The organism is Pseudomonas sp. CFBP 5748 (assembly GCF_053850495.1).
Genome location: NZ_JBSPTN010000002.1, coordinates 332,164 through 347,156 on the forward strand (window position 1 = coordinate 332,164; position 14,993 = coordinate 347,156).

Here is a 14,993-nt window from a genome sequence, read left to right on the forward strand (position 1 = left end):
ATGGCTGGCTTCGGGCTTCGCCCACCGCTGTTCGATCGTCTGGCCAACCCGGCGGACGATGTTGGGCGGGTGTTCGATCGACAGGCGTTGCAGGACTCGGTCCACGCCGAACTGCAACGTCTGTTCAACACCCGACGCGGCCCGCAAGCACTGACCGAACCGCCAAGCATCCTGGACTACGGCATCGCTGACTGGACCGCCTTGCAACAGCAGCGCAGCGATGACCGTCGGCAACTGACCCGTGAAATCCGCCAGGCCATCACCCACTTTGAACCTCGCTTGCGACTGGGCGAGGTGCAGGTCACCCCGGTGCCGGGCCATCCGCAGCAACTGTGCATACGGCTGCTGGGCGAGCTACGCGGCGACTCGCACGCATGGCCGGTGGCATTTGTCATCGAGCATGCCGGCGACGGCCTTGAGGTACGCCATGAGCGACTCGATTGACCCGCAACTGCTGGACTATTACCAGCGCGAACTGACCTGGCTGCGACATGCCGGGAGCCTGTTCGCCGAACGTTACCCCAAGGTCGCCCGGCGCCTGGAACTGTCCCCTGGCGAATGCCCCGACCCCCACGTCGAGCGTCTTCTGGAGGGCTTCGCGCTGCTGGCCGCGCGTTTGCAACGCCGGCTCGATGACGACTACGCCGAGTTCAGCGATGCCCTGCTCGAACAACTTTACCCGTTGGCGATGCGCCCCCTGCCGTCCTGCGCCATCGTGCAATTCGAACCCGACCCGAGCAAAGGCAACCTGAACGAGGGCTATCCGCTGCCCCGGGATACGCCGCTGTTCGTCACCACGGACAAGGGCCAGAGCATTCATTTTCGCACCACCGCCGCCGTGCACCTGTGGCCGCTGGAAGTCAGCGAAGCGTTGCTGCTGGGCAGCGATGAGGCCCAGGCGCTGACCGGGGTGGTCCAGGCCCGCTCGGCCTTGCGCCTGAACCTGCGTTGCCTGGGGGAAAGCCAATGGGCGACCTTGGGGATCGATCAACTGCGGGTGCACCTGGCGGCGTCACCGATGATCAATGCCTGGCTCTACGACTTGCTCGGCGCCCATGCCGTCAAGGTTTTGGCCGGCCCGCCAGGCAGCGTGCCGGAGCCACTGGCAGGCTTGCCGCAGATCGTCGGTTTCGCCAGTGACCAAGTCTTGCTGCCGGATGAAGACGGCGTGCATCCCGGCATGCGCCTGCTGGCCGAGTACTTCGCCTTCCCTGACAAGTTCGGCTTTTTCGACCTGCCGTTGACCGGGGCCACCAGCGATAGCCCCTCCTTGTACCTGTACATCGTTTTCGACCGCGCCCCCGCCAGCCGCCTGCCACTCCAGGCCAGCGACATCGCCCTGGGCTGCGCGCCAGTGATCAACCTGTTCCCCAGGACTTCCGAGCCACTGCGCCCGGATGGCACCCGCAGCGAATACCGTCTGGTGGCCGACAGTCATCGGGAAAACAGCGTCGAGATCCACAGCATCCGCGGCATGCGTGCCACCTCCAGCCAGGGCGTGCGCAAGGTGCCGGCCTATTACGGCAGCCAGCACGGCAGCGACCAGACATGCTATTGGCATGCACGGCGGGTCAGCGGCATGAGCCCGAACCGGCTGGGCACCGATTTGATGGTCAGCCTGGTGGACACCCAGTTCGACCCGCTGGCCGATACCCGCGACTACAGCCTCACCGCCGAACTGCTGTGCACCAACCGGCACCTGGCCCAAAGCCTGCCGGCCGGTACGGCGCTGGGTTTCGAGCGCCCGGGGCCGGTGGCCTGGGCCCGCCTGCGCAACCCGCCCAGCCCCCAGAGCCTGCCGCGCCTGGACGGTGAATCGCGCTGGCGATTGGTGTCGCAATTGACCCTCAACCATTTGTCCCTGGTGGAAGGCCCCCAGGCACTGGACGCGCTGCGCGAGATTCTTGAGTTGCACAACCTGCGGGACGAGGCCAGCGCCCGGCGCCAGATCGAAGGGGTGTTGGGGCTGGGCTGCGAGCGGGTCATCGCTCATGTCGGCGAGGACGCCTGGCGTGGCTGGCGCAACGGACTGGAGGTGCGCCTGCAACTGGATCCGCAACACTTCGTCGGCAGCAGCGCGGTGCTGTTCTCGGGGGTGCTGGCGCAGTTCTTTTCCCTGTACGCCACTGCCAATCGCTTCGTGCGCACCGTGCTGGTCCAGGCCGATAAGGAGGTGAAAACATGGCAACCCCAAGCAGGCAAACCCCTGACGCTCTGAACCTGAGCCAACGACTGCGCGATGATCCACAACGCTTCGAATGGCTCCAGGCCTTGCTGCTGCTGGAACGTGAACATCCTCAGGCCGAAACCCTGGGCAGCGGCACCGCGCCGCACGCCGAAGCCTTGCGCTTGCGCGGGCCGTTGACGCCGCTGTTCGCCGCCAGTGAAATCGAAAGCCTGAGCCAGGAAGCGGGCTCGCCGCCAACCCTGACCACACCCATCTTCGGCCTCGGTGGTCCCGACGGCCCCCTGCCCTACGCTTATCAGGAATGGCTGCAACAACGGGCGCGCGCACGCGATCACGCCCCGGCGCAATTTCTCGACCTGTTCCAGCATCGCCTGCTCAGCCTGCTCTACAAGGTCATGCGCAAACATCGCATCGCCCTGGGCTTCACCGCCCCAGGGGCGTCCGCCGTACAAGCGCAGTTACGGGCGCTGACCGGTCTGTTGCCCAAAGCCCTGCAAGAACGCCAGGCCGCACCCGACTCCGCCGTACTGGCTTGCACCGCGCTGTACGCCGATGGCCGTCGTTCCCTGGCTGGGTTCGCGGCGATTGTCCGTGAACAGTTTGCGCTGCCTGTGGAGCTGACCGCGTACGCAGGTGGCTGGCGCGAAATCCCCCCGGCCAGCCGTAGCCGCTTGCAACCGGGCGGGCGCAATTTGCGCCTGGGCCGCAGCGCGGTGGCCGGCACCCGGGTCTGGGACGAACACGCCGGGGTGCGCCTGACCCTCGGCCCGCTGACTGTCGCCCAGGCCGCTGGACTGCTGCCCAATGGCGAAACCCATCCGCTGCTCGCCAGCCTGTATGCCTTGTATTTCGGCCCTGACCTGGATTGCACGCTGGTGCTGCTGATCCGTGGCGCCGGCCCACTGCAACTGGGTCGCCAGGCACCGCCACGCTTGAACTGGAACGGTGGCCTGCAACGTCAGCCGAACCTGGCCGTGCAACGGATCGAAACCCGCCTTCGTCAACCGGAGATCGCCTGAATGGAACTGGCCAGCCTGATCGGACGCCTCAACCCGGACAACCGCCGTGCCCTGGAACGGGCCGCGCAACGTTGCATGCAGCGCAGCCATCACTACGTGGAAATCGAACACTTGCTGCTGGAATTGCTGGACATCGAAGGCGGCGACTTTGCCTGTCTATTGCCGCGTTTTGGCCTGGAGCGTGACGCGGTCGCGGCAGAAATCAACAAGGCCCTGGAACTGTTCAAATCCGGCAGCACCCGTACGCCTGCGCTCTCAGCGCAAACCATCGGCCTTTTGGAAGACGCCGTGGTTGAGGCCAGCGTATTGGGCCTGGACAGCATCCGCTCCGGTCTGTTGCTGCTGGCCCTGCTCGACCGTGACGAACGCCGCAGCTTGCTGCTCAACAGTGCCTCGTCGCTGCTGCGTATTCCACGGGAGGCCTTGCGCACGCACCTGCTGGACTGGACCGAAAGCTCCCGCGAGCACGTCGGGGGCGTGCGCCCGGCCAAGCCCGGCGATGCTCAGCAGAAACAAGACCCGGTCCTCGACCAGTACACCCAGGACCTGACCGCAGACGCCCGGGCCGGACGCATCGACCCCATCGTCGGTCGCGACGGGGAGATTCGCCAGTGCATCGATATCCTGCTCCGGCGCCGGCAGAACAACCCGATCCTGGTGGGCGCTCCGGGGGTCGGTAAGACCGCCGTGGTGGAAGGCCTGGCCCTGCGCATTGCCGCCGGGGATGTGCCACCGTCGTTGCAGGAAGTCACCCTGCGCGTACTGGATCTGGGCCTGTTGCAGGCCGGCGCGGGGGTCAAAGGCGAGTTCGAACAGCGCCTCAAAGGCGTGATCGACGCGGTCCGCAGCGCCGAAAAACCGATCATCCTGTTCATCGACGAAGCCCACACCCTGATCGGCGCAGGCGGCGCAGAGGGCGGCAGTGACGCCGCCAATCTGCTCAAACCGGCCCTGGCCCGGGGCGAGCTGCGCACCCTGGCCGCCACCACCTGGCTTGAATACAAAAAATATTTCGAGAAAGACCCGGCCCTGGCGCGCCGTTTCCAACTGGTGCAGGTCGAAGAGCCGGACGAACTCACCGCCGTGGAAATGCTTCGTGGAGTAGCGACAAAACTGGAACAACACCACGGCGTGCAGGTGCTGGACGCGGCCATCCACGAAGCCGTGAAGTTGTCTCACCGCTACATCTCCGGGCGCCAGTTGCCGGACAAAGCCATCAGTGTGCTCGACACCGCCTGCGCGCGGGTCGCCCTCGGCCAACATGACGTGCCACCGCCCCTGGAAAGCCTGCGCCACCGGCAGAACAGCCTCAAGGACGAAGTCGAACGCTTGCGCCGGGAACAGGCCACCGGGCTGGACCACCGCGAACGCATCACCCTGCTCGAAGGCGAATCGACCAGCAACGTGCAGGCCATCCGCGAGCTGGAAACCCGCTGGGGCGAAGAACGCGAAGCGGTGCGCGAACTGCTCGACACCCGGCGCGAACTGCTGGCCCTGAGCGAGCGCGCCGACAGCGAAAAACCCGACACCGAGATCGATAACCGCATCGACCACCTGGCCGCCGAACTGCTGCGCCTGGAAGCCGGCCTCGATGCCATTCGCCAGGACGACCCCCTGGTGCCGGAACAGGTCGACAGCAAGACCGTCGCTGCGGTGATCGCCGGCTGGACCGGCATCCCGGTCGGCAAGATGCTCGCCGACGAAGCCCACGCCGTGCGCACCCTCGGCCAGCGCATGGGCCAGCGGGTCATGGGCCAGAGCACGGCGCTGAACACCATCGCCCAGCGCCTGCAAGCCTACCGCGCCGGCCTCACCGACCCGCAGAAACCGGTCGGGGTGTTCCTGCTGGTCGGCCCCACGGGCGTGGGCAAGACCGAAACCGCCTATGCCCTGGCCGATGCCCTGTACGGCGGCGAGCGCAACCTGATCAGCATCAACCTCTCGGAGTATCAGGAGGCCCACACCGTCAGCCAACTCAAAGGCGCCCCGCCCGGCTACGTCGGCTATGGCAGCGGCGGCGTGCTCACCGAAGCGGTGCGGCGCAAACCCTATTCGGTGGTGCTGCTGGATGAAATCGAAAAGGCCCACCCGGATGTGCTCGAGGCGTTCTACAACGTCTTCGACAAAGGCCTGATGGAGGACGGCACCGGCCTGGTGGTGGATTTCAAGAACACCGTGATGCTCGCCACCAGCAACGTCGGCGCCGAACTGCTGTTGGATACGCCCGTCGCGCAACTGGGCAGCGACGCCTTCAACGAAGCCTTGCACAAAGTGCTGCTACAAGCGTTTCGCCCGGCGTTTTTGGCGCGCATGACAGTGGTGGCCTATCGGCCACTGGATGAGGCGACGCTGGAGGGGATAGTGTTGGCGAAACTGGAGAAATTGCGCGGGCGCTACAAGGCCGCGACCGGCAAGCAATTCGAGTTTGATGCGGGGATTGTCAAGGCGGTGTTGGCCAAGTGCAGCGCGGCGGGTGCGCGGGATGTCGAAAATGTGTTGATGACGCAGGTGACCGGGAAGTTGGCGGAGTGGGTGTTGGAGTAATACTGCTAAACCAGCCGACTTTTACAACAGCTTCTTACTCAGCGGAGACAGGCATCATGACGGAAGAAGAATTTTTAAACGTTGTCTTGCAGGCGGCTGGCGTCCATCCGCAAGACTTCTCCGGCACACCCAGCCAGTTCAATAAAAGCTGGACTTCGAACGGCCCGTGGGAAAGCGCCGCCCAAGTTGAGATTTCCTACCACCTCCAACGTGGCTACGGGATCACTGCCAAGGTCAGGGAGATCAGTTACCCCTGGCCTTACAGCGCAGAGAAGGTGGATTTCTATTTCGTTCTTCTGGGAAAGAGTTATGCAGTGGAAATCAAGGTAGAGAGCACAAACGGAGATTTCGGCGGTGCGAGCCTTCAGGAATCCATCACCCGGGATGTCAACAAGCTCCACGGGTTCAAGGCTGATAATCGCTGGGTCGTTGTCGTCGCTACAAGCCAGAAAAATCGTGAGTTGCTGGACAAGACATTGAACCGTGGTGATTCATGGGTCTTCGACGCCGAGGGGTCCTTTACCGCTTATCTCTGCAACATAGACACGTACCCTCATGGCCTTCCTATCAGTCGATCGAACGAATTAAGCGCGCCGTACAACTTCATCACCACTCATTACAGCTGACGCCTGTTTTTTTCTTGAAGTCGTGAGGCCTTTCAATGCCCCGCTCCACCGACAGCAACACCACGCTATCGCTCACCGCCACTACACTGTCGGCGCTGTACCCTGATTCGCTGTCCGGCGAAGAACGCCTCAATGCATTGGGCTCGCACCTCCTCAACGGCATCAACGACGGCGCTTCGTTGACCCTCACCACGGCCGTCGCCAGCCACGTCACCACGACGCTGCACAAGGATGCCCTACTGCGCCCCATGGACTTTCTGGTGGCCGAAATCCGCCAGCTCCCTGCCGATGCCACCGCCGAGCGCTATCAACTCTTGTTACGGCCCTGGCTGTGGTGGCTGAGCCTTGCCAGCAACAACCGCGTGTTCCAAAACCTCGCCACGTCGGACATCGTCACGACGATTTTCAAGGCCCATGGCTTCACCGATTTCCAGCTCAAACTCACCGGCAGCTACACGCCACGCGAATACTGCGTGCAGTACGGCGAAACCGATCTGGCCTTCGTCTCGCGCCTGCTGGAAGAGGACGGGATCTTCTGGTTCTTCACCCATGAGGACGGCACGCACACCCTGGTACTGGCCGACAGCAATGACGCCTTCGCGCCCATTCCCAATGGACCGACGGTGAACTATCTCGGGCAGAAGCTGGGTGAGCGGGAACTGCACGGCATCCGCAGCGGGCACGTGTGCCTGCAAGCGGTGGCTGGGGTTTATCAGGCAACCGACTACGAATTCACCACGCCGACGACATCGCTCTACAGCCAGGCCGAAGCCGTGGCCGGGCCAAGCTCGATGTATGAACATCCGGGCGGCTATACCGCCAAAGCCCAGGGCGATGGGTTGACCAAACAGCGGGTGGATGGCCTGCGCAGCCAGGAGAAGCGTTTTGTCGGCGAAAGCGACTGCCGTTGGCTGGTGCCGGGGTATTGGTTCACTCTCGCCGGCCATGAAGACACGACGCTGAATATCGATTGGGTGGTGACCTCGGTCAGCCATGAAGCCTGCCATGACAGCTACCGCAACCGCTTCGAAGCGATCCCCAAGGCCACCCCTTATCGACCGGCGCGCACCACGCCAAAACCGCGCATGCACACCCAGACGGCGCTGGTGGTGGGCAAGGCCGGTGAAGAGATCTGGACCGATGAGTATGGGCGGATCAAATTGCAGTTCCCCTGGGACCGCACCGGCAAGAACGACGAAACCTCGTCCTGCTGGGTGCGCGTTGTGTTGCCCTGGAGCGGCAAGGGTTTTGGCATGCAGTTCGTGCCGCGCATCGGCCAGGAAGTCATCGTCACGTTCATCGATGGCGACCCGGACCGGCCGCTGGTGACCGGTTGCGTCTACAACGGCGACAACGCCCTGCCCTACGCGTTGCCGGCGAACCAGACCCAGTCCGGGATCAAGACCAACTCGTCCAAGGGTGGCGGCGGTTTCAACGAGTTGCGTTTCGAAGACAAGAAGGACGCCGAGGAAGTGTTTCTCCAGGCCCAGAAAGACTTCAACATCAACGTGCTCAACGACACCACCGCGACGGTCGGTCACGATGAAACCCTCACGGTGCAGAACGCTCGCACCCGCACGGTCAAGGACGGCGACGAGACCATCACCCTGGAGAAAGGCAAGCGTAGCGTGACCCTCCAGACCGGCAGCGACAGCCTCGATGTGAAAGACACCCGCACCGTGACCGTGGGCTCGGACCAGAACCACAGCACCGGCGGCAACTACGCGCACAAGGTCACCGGTAACTATGACCTGACGGTGGACGGCAACCTGACCATCAAGGTCAGTGGCACCCTGACCCTGCAAAGCGGCGGCAGTTTCGCGATCAAGAGCGGCGCGGACCTGGCGGCCCAGGCCAGCACTTCCATCAGCCAGAAGGCCGGCACGGCGCTGAGCAACCAGGCCGGTACGTCGTTGGAAAACAAGGCCGGCACCACGCTGACCAACGACGCCGGCATCAGCCTGGTGAACAAGGCCGCCGCCGAACAGACCGTGGACGGCGGCGGCATGCTGACGATCAAGGGCGGCCTGGTGAAGGTCAACTGACAGGAGCGTGCCGATGGCCTCGAAAAAACTCGACGTGGAGCGTGGCGACAGCCAACTGAGCGGGCAACTGGTCGATGGTCGGCTCGACGGTCCACTGCAGATTGAAGAGGCGCAGCGCCCGCAGGCAAAACTCAACTACAGCCAGGGTGAACTGCAAGGCACCAGCACCTTGTATCACCCCAATGGAAGGGTCTCGGCAGTGATGCCGTTCGTCAAAGGCAAGTTGCAGGGCGTGGCGAGTTTCTATGCCGCCGAAGGTGGGTTGCAGCGCCAGGCCACGTATCGCAATGGCTTGCTGCACGGTGAGACCAACAACTACTTCCCTGACGGGCAACTGGCCGAGGCCGAGTTCTATCGCGACGGCGTGCGCGACGGCCGTTATCGCCGCCTGCATCCCAACGGCAACCCGGCGGTCGAAGCCCGCTACCTCAACGGCCAACTGCTGGAGCCGGCCCACGCCTACGCCGAAGACGGCCGGCCGCTGGACGCCGAGGGTAAACCGATCTCCCGGGTGCGCTGGTGGTTCAGGCGCTGGAATGATCCAGCACAGGCCTGACCACCCCGTCCATCCTGTGGGAGCGAGCTTGCTCGCGATGACGGTTTCACAGTCAACATCACCGCCAACTGACCCTCCGCTATCGCGAGCGCTCCCACAGGGGATTTGAGGTGGACAGCAAATCCCGGGCCACCTCACAACCATCAAGGGATAAGCATCTGCACCTGCCCCGGCACGACGATCTTGATCACTCCGGCCCAGGTACACATCAAGGTGCTATTGGCGTCGATAGCCGGCATGTTGCCCAGTAACAGGGTCGGTGCGCCGCCGGGGATCCAGGGGGTGGCGGTGGCGGGAATACACGGCATGGGGGTCAACACACCCAGTGCCGCAGCGGTCGCGGCGGCCACGGTCGGGTTGGCCAGGCTCTGGCACATGCCGAACGTGGTGATGTTCACCAGCGGAATGTGATCCATGATGTTCGCCGCCGGCATCCCACCGGTCAGCAGGCGATTGACCGGCAGCACATTGAGTACCGCCGGAGCCACGCCGAAGCTGCATTGCAGGGTGGCGGTGCCACAGACTTGCGGACATCCCATCGCGGTTACCTCCTTGAAAGCGACTGCCCCCCAAACCATAGCTCGCCCGCAACCACCGCGCATCAGGCCCGATGATTATCCTGCAACACGCTAACCTATAAGACCCTGGCGTGCTTGTGACGCCGCCCACGCGCCATTAGATTAGCCAATGATCGATGGCCTCCAAAATAAGCAGAAGGGATAAGCATGGCGTTTACTGATCAGTCCACCCGCGTGCGCGACGGTGAAGAACTCGATGCCAGTCTGATCGACCCATACCTCAAGGCCCACATTCCGGGCCTGACCGGCATGCCGCAGATCAGCCAGTTTCCCGGTGGCGCGTCGAACCTGACATACCTGCTGGAATACCCCGAACAGGAATTCGTCCTGCGCCGTCCGCCATTCGGCCACAAGGCCAAATCGGCCCACGACATGGGCCGGGAGTTTCGCATCCTCAATCAATTGCGTGACGGTTTCCCGTACTGCCCAAAGGCTTACGTGCACTGCACCGACGAATCGGTGATGGGCGCCGAGTTCTACGTGATGGAACGGGTCAAGGGCATCATCCTGCGCTCCGAGTTGCCGCCGGAACTGGGTTTCGACGCCGCCCGTACCGAAACACTGTGCAAGAGCTTCATCGACCGGCTCGTCGAACTGCACCGGGTTGACTACCAGGCCTGTGGCCTGGCCGACCTGGGCAAGCCCGAAGGCTACGTGGCCCGGCAGATCCGTGGCTGGAGCGACCGTTACGAAAAAGCCCTGACTCCCGACGCGCCGAAGTGGGAAGCGGTCAAGGCCTGGCTCAACGACAAGATGCCCGCCGACCACCCGACTTCGAGCATCGTGCACAACGACTACCGGTTCGACAACGTCATTCTCGACCCGGACAACCCGATGCAGATCATCGGCGTGCTGGACTGGGAACTGACCACCATCGGCGACCCGTTGATGGACCTGGGCAACAGCCTCGCCTACTGGATCGAGGCCAACGACCCGGCGCCGGTGCAGTTGATGCGCCGCCAGCCAAGCCACGCGCCCGGCATGCTGACCCGCCGCGAGTTCGTCGATTACTACGCCGAGCGCGCCGGGATCCGCATCGACAACTTCGATTTCTATTACACCTACGGCCTGTTCCGCCTGGCCGGGATCGTCCAGCAGATCTACTACCGCTTCTTCCACGGCCAGACCCAGGACAAACGCTTCGCGCAGTTCGTTCAGATGAACAAACTGCTGGAGCAGATGAGCCTGCACGTCATCGGCAAATCCACGCTTTGAGCGCACCTATAACAAGGAAACAGCATGTCCAAGACTCAGTTGTTCGACCTCGACGGTAAAATCGCTTTCGTTTCCGGCGCCAGCCGTGGCATCGGCGAAGCCATCGCCAAACTGCTGGCCCAGCAAGGCGCCCACGTGATTGTGTCGAGCCGCAAGCTCGACGGTTGCCAGCATGTGGCCGACGCCATCATCGCCGCCGGCGGCAAGGCCACCGCCATTGCCTGCCACATCGGCGAAATGGAGCAGATCAGCCAGGTGTTCGCTGGCATCCGCGAGCAGTTCGGGCGCCTGGACATCCTGGTGAACAACGCCGCCACCAACCCGCAATTCTGCAACGTACTGGACACCGACCTGGGAGCGTTCCAGAAAACCGTCGACGTGAACATTCGCGGCTACTTCTTCATGTCGGTGGAAGCCGGCAAGCTGATGCGCGAGAACGGCGGCGGCAGCATCATCAACGTGGCGTCGATCAACGGCATCTCGCCGGGAATCTTCCAAGGCATCTATTCGGTGACCAAGGCCGCCGTGATCAACATGACCAAGGTGTTCGCCAAGGAATGCGCGCAGTTCGGCATCCGCTGCAACGCCCTGTTGCCGGGCCTGACCGACACCAAGTTCGCCTCGGCCCTGGTCAAGAACGACGCGATCCTGAAAACCGCCCTGGCGCAGATCCCGCTCAAGCGCGTGGCCGACCCGAGCGAAATGGCCGGCGCGGTGTTGTACCTGGCCAGTGATGCGTCGAGCTACACCACGGGTGTGGCGTTGAATGTGGATGGGGGTTTCCTGTCCTGATATCGACATTCCTCCTGTGGGAGCGGGCTTGCTCGCGAATGCGCCGGATCAGTTGATACAGTTATGACTGACTCATCGCATTCGCGGGCAAGCCCGCTCCCACAGAGGATCTTCAGTGATTGCAGAAATGAATATTTATTCCAGTATTTGCAATTAGCGAATATTTATTCCATAAAGAGCCCTCCTGAAAACAAAAATTCAAAGGGCTCTTCCTCATGCGCGAACTCGGCATCGGTCTGATTGGCACCGGCTTCATGGGCCGTGCCCATGCGCTGGCGTTCCACAATGCCAAAGCGGTCTTCGACCTCCCCCTGAACCTGACACTGGCGGCCCTGGCCGACGCCGATCCGCAGCGCGCCCGGCAATGCGCCCAAAGCTGGGGGTTCGCGACGGCCCACAGTGACTGGCAACAACTGATCGACGACCCGAAGGTCAACCTGGTCGCCATCACCACCCCCAACCATCTGCACTTCCCGATGGCCATGGCGGCCCTGGCGGCGGGCAAGCCGGTCTATTGTGAAAAACCCCTGGCGGTGTCCCTGGAGCAGGCCGAGCAGATGCAGCAGGCAGCCAAGGCCGCCGGCGTGGTCACACGGGTCGGCTACAACTACCAGCACAACCCGATCATCCAACTGGCGCGGGACATGATCCAGCGCGGGGAACTGGGGCGGATCATCAGCTTCCAGGGTGAATTCAGCGAAGACTTCATGGCCGATCCGACCTCGCCCTGGTCATGGCGCTGCGAAGCGGCCCACGCTGGTGGTGCGCTGGCCGACCTGGGCAGTCACTTGCTGGCCATGGCCCGTCACCTGTTGGGCAATGTCGAAGCGGTGTGCGCCGACAGCCAGACCGTGCACAACCAACGCCCGGCCAGCGCGGGCAATCCCGAACAGCGCGCCATTGTGGTGGACGACCAGGTCCACGCCCTGCTGCGCTTCACTAACGGCGCCCGGGGCACCGTGAGCAGCAGTTGGCTCAAGCATGGCTACAAGAACCACCTGAGCTTCGAGATCAGCGGCACCCTCGGCACCCTGGCGTTCGATCAGGAGCGGCTCAATGAACTGCGCCTGTGCCACATCGGCCAGCCGGGTTTCCAGCGATTGCTGGCCGGGCCGGACTTGCCGGGGTATGCCGCGTTCAGCCCGGCGGCCGGGCATCAGTTGGGGTACAACGAATTGAAGACTCTGGAGGTGCAGGAACTGCTCATGGCCCTCGCCGGCCAGGGTGGCAGCGGGACAGATTTTGCCGAGGCCTGGGAGGTGGAGCGGCTGGCGGCGGCGATTCGTGTGGCGGCGCGGGAACAGCGCTGGGTGAAAATCAGTGAATAGTCACTGCCCGCCGCTGATCCGCTTTTGTGGCGAGGGAGCTTGCTCCCTCGCCACGGGGGACGAGGTCAATCTGGGTGGTGGGTTTGCAACTCAACCAAGCGCGCCGCCAGCGCCTTGGCCTGGCTCGCCACGTCGGTCACCGCGGTGCTTTCCCACCACATTCCGCGCAGCGGCGGGCCCATCGCGAAAAGGCGCTCGGCGGGCTCGCCGTGGGCGTCCAGCACGGCCCCATCGGGACACGCGGCGATGCCCAGGGCCAATGGGCCGGGCTGGATCAGACCACGGGCCAGCAACTGCTGCGGCAACGGTCGCGCCACCCGGCGCCAGTCATATTCGATGCCGCTGGAGTTGATCAATGCCGCGCCCTGCACCACGGTCAGGCCAGCCTCGCCCCGTCGACGGATGTGAATCGCCAGTGTCCCCTCAGCAGAGGACGCCAGCCCGTTGAACGACGCCGCCCGGATCCGCAACCGCCCTTCTTCGTGCAGACGCGCCACCAGTCCGGCGCTCAACGGTGGCGAGCGATGGTGATGGCTCTCCCACCAGGGCCGTACGTGCCGGACGAACTGCCGGCGCTGCACATCGCTGGCCTGGCTCCACAAACGCCCGATGTGCGCGCGCACCGTGTCCAGCGGCGCCTGCCAATCAATGCCTTGGGCCAGGGCCTGGCGGCATTGCTGCCGCAAGGCCCGCATCAGTTGGCGCGGCGAACGCAGGCTGTGATCCTCGGCCAGGAAATCCACCCAGGCCGGCGGCTGGCGACGTACATGGGGCAGCAGGCCATGACGGGAAAACACTTCGATCGGCCCGCGATGCCCGGCCTGCTCCAGGGACACCACGGCGTCAACCATGGTCAGCCCCGAGCCGATGATCAACACGGTGGATTGCGGATCGAGCCGGCGCATCGCCGCCACATCCCAAGGGTCCAGGGCGGCGGCATTCAAGCCGCTGGATTCGGTTTGCGGGGTTCGCGCCGCCGGAAACATGCCGGTGGCCAGCACGGCGAAACGGCCACGCAAGACCTGGCCGTCATCCAGGGTCAGCATTACGGCATCGTCGACAACCCGCAGGTCCACGGCCTCCCCGCGCACGTGCTCGGCGGTCGAACCGTTTTGTACGCCCAACTCGCGAGCCTCGGCCAGGCGTTGCTGCGCATAAAGGCCAAACATCCCCCGGGGTGGGAACAGCTCGCTGATGGGCACCTGTTGCTGATCCGACTCGGGCCAGCCGCCGGCCTCGATGAACGCAGTGAGCCATTGGGTCAGGTCATCGGCGTTGTCCGGATCGACACTCATCCGCGCCGCGTTGCCATTCAAGGTATGGCCCAGTTCCACGGCACTGTAGGCTTCACCCCGCCCCAGTTCGCTGCGCGGCTCGACGATCAACACCTCGCGTCGGCCCGGCAGGCGCAACAATTGCGCCGCCAGCATGGCACCGCTCAGGCCGCCGCCGATGATCAGGATGTCCGCCTCGCGGGTGACGCCATGCTCATGTCGATCCAGCGCTGTATCCATACCGCTCTCCAGGAATCAAATCACCACATTGCGGACGAATCTCGCCGCCACCGGCCCATCGTTGCGATAGGCATGGGGCTGGTTGCTGGCGAACATGAAAAACTCACCGGCGTCGATCCGGCGCTCTTCGCTGCCCAACAACAGGGTCAGGCAGCCTTCGAACACATAGAGCTGTTCGCTCCAACCCTCGGCGTCGGGTTCGGAAGGGTAATGCTCACCGGGCTCCAGGCGCCATTCCCAAAGTTCGACTTCGCGACTGGCAGTGGCTTTGGCCAGCAGCACGGCTTTGCTGCCGGGGATGGTGCCGGCCCAGGCCAACTCGTTGATGCGGCTCGGATCGCGGGCGTCGGGGGCCTGGATCAAGTCGCTGAAGGCCACGTTGAGGGCCTCGGCGACGCGGTCCAGGGTGGTCAGGCTGACGTTTTTTTCGCCGGCTTCGATGGCCACCAGCATTCGCCGGCTGACCCCGGACAGTTCCGCCAGCGCGGTCTGGCTGAGCTGCGCGACATGCCGCAGGCGGCGGACGTTCTGGCTGACGTGTTGCAGGACGGATGCCCGCTGGCCGTTTTCTTTGTGCACTATATTGCT

General features: G+C 63.8%; 13 protein-coding genes. 10 read left to right on the forward strand and 3 right to left on the reverse strand.

Annotation, left to right across the window (positions count from 1 at the left end; all coding sequences use genetic code 11):
- The 7 genes from tssE to ACWNZ1_RS06115 are packed head-to-tail and all read left to right on the forward strand — an operon-like array spanning position 1 to position 8,978.
- The gene (tssE, locus tag ACWNZ1_RS06085) at positions 1-444 is read left to right on the forward strand and encodes a type VI secretion system baseplate subunit TssE (RefSeq protein WP_135845036.1); all 444 of its coding nucleotides are present in this window, start codon (positions 1-3) and stop codon (positions 442-444) included.
- Entirely contained in the window at positions 428-2,218 is a 1,791-nt protein-coding gene (gene tssF / locus ACWNZ1_RS06090; protein ID WP_256452696.1) for a type VI secretion system baseplate subunit TssF, read from the forward strand. Before tssE ends, tssF begins: the two co-directional genes overlap by 17 nt.
- On the forward strand, positions 2,182-3,207 hold the full coding sequence (gene tssG, locus ACWNZ1_RS06095; RefSeq protein ID WP_256452695.1) for a type VI secretion system baseplate subunit TssG: 1,026 nt from the start codon (positions 2,182-2,184) through the stop codon (positions 3,205-3,207). The genes tssF and tssG overlap by 37 nt, the downstream gene beginning before the upstream one ends.
- Positions 3,208-5,751 carry a type VI secretion system ATPase TssH gene (gene tssH, locus ACWNZ1_RS06100; RefSeq protein WP_256452694.1) on the forward strand — a complete coding sequence of 848 codons (2,544 nt, stop codon included), beginning with the start codon at positions 3,208-3,210 and terminating at the stop codon, positions 5,749-5,751.
- A gap of 56 nt (positions 5,752-5,807) precedes the next feature.
- Positions 5,808-6,377, forward strand: a complete 570-nt coding sequence (locus tag ACWNZ1_RS06105) for a hypothetical protein (RefSeq protein ID WP_256452693.1) — start codon at positions 5,808-5,810, stop codon at positions 6,375-6,377.
- Between the two features lie 35 nt (positions 6,378-6,412).
- Positions 6,413-8,422, forward strand: coding sequence for a type VI secretion system tip protein TssI/VgrG (gene tssI, locus ACWNZ1_RS06110; protein WP_256452692.1), 2,010 nt, complete (start codon positions 6,413-6,415; stop codon positions 8,420-8,422).
- Between the two features lie 13 nt (positions 8,423-8,435).
- Positions 8,436-8,978: a toxin-antitoxin system YwqK family antitoxin gene (locus ACWNZ1_RS06115; RefSeq protein WP_456027479.1), complete on the forward strand. Its 543-nt coding sequence runs from the start codon at positions 8,436-8,438 to the stop codon at positions 8,976-8,978.
- Positions 8,979-9,121: 143 nt separating this feature from the next.
- Here the strand turns inward: ACWNZ1_RS06115 and ACWNZ1_RS06120 are convergent, their stop codons facing one another.
- Positions 9,122-9,517 carry a DUF4280 domain-containing protein gene (locus ACWNZ1_RS06120; RefSeq protein WP_109755997.1) on the reverse strand — a complete coding sequence of 132 codons (396 nt, stop codon included), beginning with the start codon at positions 9,515-9,517 and terminating at the stop codon, positions 9,122-9,124.
- Between the two features lie 186 nt (positions 9,518-9,703).
- On the opposite strand from ACWNZ1_RS06120, the gene ACWNZ1_RS06125 reads away from it, so the two are divergent.
- From ACWNZ1_RS06125 to ACWNZ1_RS06135, 3 genes are all read left to right on the forward strand, one after another.
- Positions 9,704-10,771 carry a phosphotransferase family protein gene (locus ACWNZ1_RS06125; RefSeq protein WP_135845029.1) on the forward strand — a complete coding sequence of 356 codons (1,068 nt, stop codon included), beginning with the start codon at positions 9,704-9,706 and terminating at the stop codon, positions 10,769-10,771.
- A 24-nt stretch (positions 10,772-10,795) separates the two neighbouring features.
- Positions 10,796-11,563, forward strand: coding sequence for an SDR family oxidoreductase (locus ACWNZ1_RS06130; RefSeq protein WP_003180553.1), 768 nt, complete (start codon positions 10,796-10,798; stop codon positions 11,561-11,563).
- A 215-nt stretch (positions 11,564-11,778) separates the two neighbouring features.
- A complete protein-coding gene (locus tag ACWNZ1_RS06135; RefSeq protein ID WP_456027480.1) occupies positions 11,779-12,891 on the forward strand; it encodes a Gfo/Idh/MocA family protein in 1,113 nt (370 codons plus the stop codon).
- A 65-nt stretch (positions 12,892-12,956) separates the two neighbouring features.
- Here the strand turns inward: ACWNZ1_RS06135 and ACWNZ1_RS06140 are convergent, their stop codons facing one another.
- Together ACWNZ1_RS06140 and ACWNZ1_RS06145 are read right to left on the reverse strand one after the other, a co-directional pair.
- Positions 12,957-14,405, reverse strand: coding sequence for an FAD/NAD(P)-binding protein (locus ACWNZ1_RS06140; protein ID WP_265073019.1), 1,449 nt, complete (start codon positions 14,403-14,405; stop codon positions 12,957-12,959).
- Positions 14,406-14,420: 15 nt separating this feature from the next.
- Positions 14,421-14,984, reverse strand: a complete 564-nt coding sequence (locus ACWNZ1_RS06145; protein WP_135845026.1) for a helix-turn-helix domain-containing protein — start codon at positions 14,982-14,984, stop codon at positions 14,421-14,423.
- Between the last annotated feature and the right edge of the window lie 9 nt (positions 14,985-14,993).

What these genes read in the sequence shown, in the direction of transcription:
- tssE (WP_135845036.1), top strand. Translation starts at nt 1, where the DNA reads ATGGCTGGCTTCGGGCTTCGCCCACCGCTGTTCGATCGTCTGGCCAAC.
- tssF (WP_256452696.1), top strand. Translation starts at nt 428, where the DNA reads ATGAGCGACTCGATTGACCCGCAACTGCTGGACTATTACCAGCGCGAA.
- tssG (WP_256452695.1), top strand. Translation starts at nt 2,182, where the DNA reads ATGGCAACCCCAAGCAGGCAAACCCCTGACGCTCTGAACCTGAGCCAA.
- tssH (WP_256452694.1), top strand. Translation starts at nt 3,208, where the DNA reads ATGGAACTGGCCAGCCTGATCGGACGCCTCAACCCGGACAACCGCCGT.
- ACWNZ1_RS06105 (WP_256452693.1), top strand. Translation starts at nt 5,808, where the DNA reads ATGACGGAAGAAGAATTTTTAAACGTTGTCTTGCAGGCGGCTGGCGTC.
- tssI (WP_256452692.1), top strand. Translation starts at nt 6,413, where the DNA reads ATGCCCCGCTCCACCGACAGCAACACCACGCTATCGCTCACCGCCACT.
- ACWNZ1_RS06115 (WP_456027479.1), top strand. Translation starts at nt 8,436, where the DNA reads ATGGCCTCGAAAAAACTCGACGTGGAGCGTGGCGACAGCCAACTGAGC.
- ACWNZ1_RS06120 (WP_109755997.1), bottom strand. Translation starts at nt 9,517, where the DNA reads ATGGGATGTCCGCAAGTCTGTGGCACCGCCACCCTGCAATGCAGCTTC.
- ACWNZ1_RS06125 (WP_135845029.1), top strand. Translation starts at nt 9,704, where the DNA reads ATGGCGTTTACTGATCAGTCCACCCGCGTGCGCGACGGTGAAGAACTC.
- ACWNZ1_RS06130 (WP_003180553.1), top strand. Translation starts at nt 10,796, where the DNA reads ATGTCCAAGACTCAGTTGTTCGACCTCGACGGTAAAATCGCTTTCGTT.
- ACWNZ1_RS06135 (WP_456027480.1), top strand. Translation starts at nt 11,779, where the DNA reads ATGCGCGAACTCGGCATCGGTCTGATTGGCACCGGCTTCATGGGCCGT.
- ACWNZ1_RS06140 (WP_265073019.1), bottom strand. Translation starts at nt 14,405, where the DNA reads ATGGATACAGCGCTGGATCGACATGAGCATGGCGTCACCCGCGAGGCG.